This is a genomic window from Bacillus sp. AFS059628, assembly GCF_002571225.1.
Classification (GTDB): Bacteria; Bacillota; Bacilli; order Bacillales; family Bacillaceae_G; genus Bacillus_A.
In genome coordinates, this window is the sequence record NZ_NVEC01000050.1 from 46,866 (window position 1) to 53,011 (window position 6,146).

The 6,146-nt window shown below is 38.2% G+C and carries 9 protein-coding genes and 1 tRNA gene; 7 read left to right on the top strand and 3 right to left on the bottom strand.

Going from position 1 to position 6,146, the window contains the following annotated elements:
- Positions 1 to 9: 9 nt before the first annotated feature.
- From rpoN to COL05_RS17430, 3 genes are all read right to left on the bottom strand, one after another.
- Entirely contained in the window at positions 10 to 1,317 is a 1,308-nt protein-coding gene (rpoN, locus tag COL05_RS17420) for an RNA polymerase factor sigma-54 (RefSeq protein WP_098669523.1), read from the bottom strand.
- 260 nt (positions 1,318 to 1,577) lie between these two features.
- A tRNA-Arg gene (locus tag COL05_RS17425) sits at positions 1,578 to 1,653 on the bottom strand.
- A gap of 156 nt (positions 1,654 to 1,809) precedes the next feature.
- Complete coding sequence (locus COL05_RS17430) at positions 1,810 to 2,163, bottom strand: YxeA family protein (protein ID WP_098669524.1); 354 nt, start codon at positions 2,161 to 2,163, stop codon at positions 1,810 to 1,812.
- A 205-nt stretch (positions 2,164 to 2,368) separates the two neighbouring features.
- On the opposite strand from COL05_RS17430, the gene COL05_RS17435 reads away from it, so the two are divergent.
- The 7 genes from COL05_RS17435 to COL05_RS17465 all read left to right on the top strand — a co-directional run bounded on the left by COL05_RS17435 (position 2,369) and on the right by COL05_RS17465 (position 6,135).
- Complete coding sequence (locus COL05_RS17435; protein WP_000216166.1) at positions 2,369 to 2,575, top strand: DUF1657 domain-containing protein; 207 nt, start codon at positions 2,369 to 2,371, stop codon at positions 2,573 to 2,575.
- Between the two features lie 93 nt (positions 2,576 to 2,668).
- Entirely contained in the window at positions 2,669 to 3,157 is a 489-nt protein-coding gene (locus tag COL05_RS17440) for a YhcN/YlaJ family sporulation lipoprotein (protein WP_098669525.1), read from the top strand.
- 29 nt (positions 3,158 to 3,186) lie between these two features.
- A complete protein-coding gene (gene spoVAC / locus COL05_RS17445; protein WP_063263108.1) occupies positions 3,187 to 3,663 on the top strand; it encodes a stage V sporulation protein AC in 477 nt (158 codons plus the stop codon).
- Positions 3,664 to 4,680, top strand: coding sequence for a stage V sporulation protein AD (gene spoVAD, locus COL05_RS17450; RefSeq protein ID WP_098669526.1), 1,017 nt, complete (start codon positions 3,664 to 3,666; stop codon positions 4,678 to 4,680).
- The gene (gene spoVAE, locus COL05_RS17455) at positions 4,677 to 5,027 is read left to right on the top strand and encodes a stage V sporulation protein AE (RefSeq protein WP_000575922.1); all 351 of its coding nucleotides are present in this window, start codon (positions 4,677 to 4,679) and stop codon (positions 5,025 to 5,027) included. Before spoVAD ends, spoVAE begins: the two co-directional genes overlap by 4 nt.
- An 11-nt stretch (positions 5,028 to 5,038) precedes the next feature.
- On the top strand, positions 5,039 to 5,245 hold the full coding sequence (locus COL05_RS17460; protein ID WP_098669527.1) for a DUF1657 domain-containing protein: 207 nt from the start codon (positions 5,039 to 5,041) through the stop codon (positions 5,243 to 5,245).
- 20 nt (positions 5,246 to 5,265) lie between these two features.
- Positions 5,266 to 6,135 (top strand): DUF421 domain-containing protein, encoded by an 870-nt coding sequence (locus COL05_RS17465; protein WP_098669528.1) that lies wholly within the window; start codon positions 5,266 to 5,268, stop codon positions 6,133 to 6,135.
- Positions 6,136 to 6,146 lie beyond the last annotated feature (11 nt).

Consider the following 6,146-nt stretch of genomic DNA (forward strand, 5'->3'; position numbering starts at 1 on the left):
CTTCTTCACCTATCCAATCGTTTTTCGTAATGACGACGCTGGAATATGCATTTGTTCTCTATACTTTGCTACTGTTCTTCGAGAAATAACGATTTCATGCTCTTCTTCTAACAATTTTGAAATCTTTTGATCTGAAAGTGGCTTTTTCTTATTCTCCGCCTCAACAAGCGTTTGAATAAATTGTTTTACACGTTTTGTAGAAACTGCTTCATCCTCAGTAGTTGAAACGGCATTACTAAAGAACGATTTCATCTCAAATAAACCGTGTGGTGTTTGCACATATTTATTTCGCGTTGCACGGCTAATTGTAGATTCATGCACACTTAACTCTTCTGCTACTTCTTTTAAAGCAAGTGGCTTTAAATACTCCGGGCCTTTCCAGAAGAAATCACGTTGTTTTTCCATAATAATGGTCATCACTTGCAGAAGTGTTTGTTTTCTCTGTTTCAAACTACGCATAATCCACTGCACATGCTGATACTTTTCTGATACGTAAGATGCTACTTCGCTTTCACTATTATTAAGAAGCGCACTATATTCAGAATGAATTTCGATTCTCGGCATATTTCTCTCATTCATTTGTAAAACGAGACGATCGCCATCTTTTTTCACCGCCATATCAGGCACAATATAAAGTGGTTTATCAGAAGAAAACGCAAGACCTGGTTTCGGCTGTAATGACGTAATACAGTTCACCGCCGATTGCAACTCCTCATTACTACACTTCAGAACTTGAACGAGCTTTCGCCAATCTTTCTTCACGAAATAAGCGAAATGGTCTTCTACAACCTCTTCTGCTAATCCGTTCCGTCTTTGTAAGCGCTTCAATTGTAGAGTTAGACATTCCTGAATATTACGCGCTCCTACCCCTGCTGGCTCAAGTGATTGGACAAGCTCTACAGAGCGGTCAACTACATGTAGCGGTGCGGAAAGGAGATTTGCTAACTCCTCGTTCGTTTCTTGTAAATACCCATTTCCATCCATGTTCATAATAATGAAAGAAGCTATTTTTCGCTCTTCTTCCTCTATTTTATAATACTGTATTTGATTTAATAAATGTTGCTGAATCGTTGTGGAATCCACACTGTAGATTTCCATCTGATTCTCGACTTGTTTGCTGGTACTTTTACTGTTGTTAGAGCTCTTTTTCTTCTCCCTCTCAAAACCACCTAACTCAATAAGGGGATTCTCTAACGATTGCTCATACAAAAACTCCGATAATTCTTGTACATTATACTGGAGCATTGTAATCGCTTGCCTTAACTCTTGTGTCATTGCCAAACGTAAGCTTTGTTCTTGTAAAAGACTTGCCTTCAAACTAATCTCCCCCTTGTTTCTATTGTACAATAAGTTTGGTAAAAGGAGAATCCTATCGCAGACACCCATTCCAAAATATTATTAATTTATATGTATTAATGAGATTCACAACTTACAACCGAAATTTGAATAATATTGAAAGAAAATAATAAGCTATAAAAAAATCATTATCAAGTACTAATAGTAAATCTTATAACTAGATATAACAAGAGGAAAATAAAAAAGTCCTAACCTACAAAACGTAAGTTAGGACTTTTTGACGCGCCCAGAGGGATTCGAACCCCCGACAGACGTGGTACCGGAAACCACCGCTCTATCCGACTGAGCTATGGGCGCATGATTATAAAATATACTTCATTTTCTCTTCATAATAATAGCAATAAAAACCATTTTAATCAATAAAAACTCTTTGATAGCACATTATATATACGCTTTTTTTCCACATAAAAAAGCCTCCTTATTTCTACATTTAGGAGGCAATTCTGACCCACTTTATTTATCTAGCTTCACTTTAGTCTCTTTTGGAATTTCATTTGGCTGTACTTCTCGGTATGTTTCAATATATTCGCCTTTCGTTTTAACCTTTACATATGCTCCTTCTCGAAGCCCACGAGGTGCATAAAACTTAACGTCTCTTCCTTCGCCCGAAGCGTAATAACCAGTAAGTTTATAATCGCCAGCTACCTCTCCGATTTTGGATAGTCGGCCAGATTCTTTCGCTTTTACATATAACCAATCCTCTTTCACAAGCGGGTTGTATCTATCTGTTATCTCATTATGAGAAACACTTGCCACACCAATAACTAATATAAAAAGTCCAATTACACCTAATAATAATTTCTTCATTTTCCTCTCCTTCAAACATCCTCTTAACTTGCTTTACTCTCTTTATTCTAGGAGAAAAAGGGTTTTTCCACTATCGCTTATCCTTACATATTCATTACAAAATTGTAATCCATATATGCAATACACCTAAATTTTCCAATCATAAATTCACCTCAACTCACAAATTATAATCTTTGAATTGATATTCCAAAGGGGGCTTCATTCAATGACTGTAATTACGAAATTAAAACAAACTGTTTCTGGATTAAAAAGTGCACAAGCTAGCTTAGAGGGATTCGCTCTTGATACGGATAACCAACAAGCGAAGCAACTTTTCCAAACAGCTGCGCAGCAAACACAAACGATTATCGATTCTTTAAACCCACGTGTTGAAGAAGTCCAACAAGAAGAACCACAATACTCACAGCAATAACGGATTCGTCATGCTGTGAAATAGAAAAAGGATGATATGCAGTCATCCTTTTTCTATCACATTACATATTGCAATAGAAATGGAATGATAATCATGCGAAAACTCGGCCTCATAACCGCATTATTTGCCCTTCTATTTAGCTCTTTTACCGGATGTGATCACAGCCCATTAGATAAAAAGGTAAAGAAAGAAGAAGCAAAGCGAACAGAGAAAGAAAAAGGACCTAAATTAACGAAGATGAGTACAGAATCCTTTAATCAATCTATATCGCAAGAAGCAAAGAAAAAAGCTATCGCTATGGATGAAATTATAAAAAGCGCTGCAGTGAATTCAAATTTAGATCTCTACATAGCAGTTAAGCCTGAACATCATGAACGATTTGGATTAAAACCTTTACGCAAGAAACTTCAAAAGCAATTAAGTGATGAATATCCCACTTTCGATGTTCGTGTTAGTACAGATAAAAAAATCTTTATGTTACTTGAAAAGCTTGAAAACAGAATCAAGAAAAAAGAAATATCTAAAGATGAAATCAAAAAACAGTTAAAACTTATCGGATCAGAAATGGAATCTAACACTTAACGCTTTCGAATAGAAAAGGAAGGATCGCAATGTCTAGTAAAGATAAAAACTTAACCCCTGTACAACAGGAATATAAAAAATTCGAACAAGAACGTGAACCGAAGCGCCCTGTCTTGAAAAATTGTATTAAAGCCTTTTTCGTCGGTGGTTTTATTTGCTTCATCGGACAACTCATTTCTACGTTTTATATCACATATTTTGATTTCACTGAACGCTCGGCGGGAAATCCAACAGTCGCAACTCTTATCTTCATCTCGATGTTACTAACTGGGTTCGGTGTATATGATCGTCTCGGTCAGTTTGCAGGTGCTGGGACAGCTGTACCTGTCACTGGATTTGGTAACTCTGTTATCGCCGCATGTATCGAACACCGGACGGAAGGGTTTGTCCTTGGTGTTGGCGGTAATATGTTCAAATTAGCTGGTTCTGTTATTTTATTTGGTGTATTTTCGGCTTTCGTCATCGCACTTATTAAAACGATTCTCGTTCAATGGGGAGGGCTATAAATGTTACAAGGACACCGAACGTGGGTATTTGAAAACAAACCAGTTATTATTTCGACAGGAGTCGTTGGCGGGCCATTTGAAGCAAAAGGAAAAATTCCAGAAGACTTCGATATCCTTCATGAAGATTTATGGCTCGGACAGGATTCCTATGAAAAAGCACATAAAATTTTATTTGAAGAAGCTTGTAGCCGCGCTACTGAAAAAGCAGAACTTCGTAAAGATGATATTCAATTCGTACTCGCAGGAGATTTAATTAATCAAATTACCCCTACAAGCTTTGCTTGCCGTACACTAGGCACTCCTTATCTCGGATTATTCGGTGCTTGTTCTACTTCTATGGAAGGTTTAGCACTTGGGGCAAGTATCGTAAATGCAAAAGGTGCTAAATATTTATTAACCGGGGCATCAAGTCATAACACTGCTGTAGAAAAACAATTCCGCTATCCTACCGAATATGGTGGACAAAAGCCACCTACTGCACAGTGGACAGTAACCGGCGCCGGAGCTGCTATTTTAAGCGATACTGGACACGGTCCCCAGGTAACATCCGCCACAATCGGAAAAGTGGTTGATATGGGATTAACGGATCCGTTTAATATGGGAGGGGCAATGGCTCCAGCTGCCGTCGATACAATTGAAGCTCATTTACGTGAACGTCAAATTGATGCCTCTTACTACGATTTAATCGTAACAGGCGATCTCGGACATGTAGGACGCGAAATTGCTTATGACTTACTACATAAACACGGAACAAAAGTAACGAGCGAACAGTTTCAAGATTGCGGGCTACTCATTTATAGAGAGGGGCAACCTGTCATAGCTGGTGCTAGTGGACCAGGATGTTCTGCAACAGTCGTTTACGGTCATTTATTAAACCGGATGAAAAGAGGAGAGTTCAAAAAAATACTTGTCGTTGCGACAGGCGCTTTACTATCTCCACTTACATTCCAACAAGAAGAAACGATTCCGTGTATCGCTCACGCCGTTTCGATTGAATATGGAGGTGCAACGCAATGATTTTTTTCTGGGCTTTCGTCATTGGCGGACTCATATGTGTAATTGGCCAACTTATGTTTGATGTCGGCAAACTAACCCCTGCTCATACAATGGCAACGCTTGTTGTTGTCGGCGCTATACTGGATGGATTCAACCTATATGAACCATTAATTGACTTTGCAGGTGCTGGTGCAACTGTACCCATTACAAGCTTTGGTAATGCCCTCGTCCACGGTGCAATGGAAGAAGCTGCAAAACATGGCATCGTTGGCGTTATTACCGGCATGTTTAAAGTAACGAGTGCCGGTGTATCTGCAGCTATTATTTTCGGCTTCATTGGAGCTCTGCTATTCAAACCGAAAGGATAAGAGGTGTTTGTATGACAGTTATCGCTAGCGTTAAAACTTGCCTTGCTAGTGTAAGGGGCGCTCAAGCAAGTTTAAGCTCCCTTTCACTACATTCACAGGACGCTGAATCAAAACGCGTCTTTCATGAATGTATGTTAGAAATGGACAACATCATCGCTGATTTACAGAATAGAGTTTCAGTATTAGAACGTGAAGAACCTCAATATAAAGGGTTTTAAGTAGACTGGAGGAAATGACTATGTCTCACCTGCCGGAATGGACACTTGTCATTCTTCGCTCTGTATTCATATTAATTATTTTATTCGCTATTACAAAATGGTTAGGGAAAAGACAAATCTCTCAGCTTTCCTTTTTTGAATACATAGCCGGGATGACAATCGGTGACATCGCTGCCCAAGTATCTACAGGGCTCGATTCAAAATTTTTTCACGGCGTCTTTGCGATACTCATTTTCGCTGTGGTACCTTTTTTAACAGGAATCCTCTCTTTAAAGAACAAAGCAGCTCGGGACTTCTTTGAAGGAAAATCTACCGTATTAATAAAAGATGGAAAGATACTCGAAGACAACTTAAAGAAAGAAAAATATACAAGTGACGAATTACTGGAACTTCTCCGTGGAAAAGATGCTTTCAGCGTAGCTGATGTTGAATTTGCTGTACTAGAACCGAGTGGAGAATTAAATGTATTATTAAAGAAGGATCGCCAACCTCTTACAGCAAAAGACATCGGCTTAAAAGTAGCAAACGAAAAAGAACCACAAACTGTTATTATGGATGGAAATATATTAGACGAACCTTTATCCTCTAGTGGGCATAACCGTGCTTGGTTACATTCTGAATTAGAAAAACTCGGTGTTGTCATCGAAAACGTCTTTCTCGGTCAAGTTGATTCATATGGACAACTTACTATCGACATTTATAATGACAAACTACAAATGCCATCTCCTCAAAACAAGCCTTTATTATTAGCATCTTTAAAAAAATGTCATGCTGATCTTGAACTATTTTCCCTAGAAACAAAGTCGAAATCAGCGAGCGAAATGTATAGTAAAAACGCGAAACAAATCGAAAATATTTTAAATAAAGTAACCTATCTTTTAAAAGAATAAAGTGAAACTTT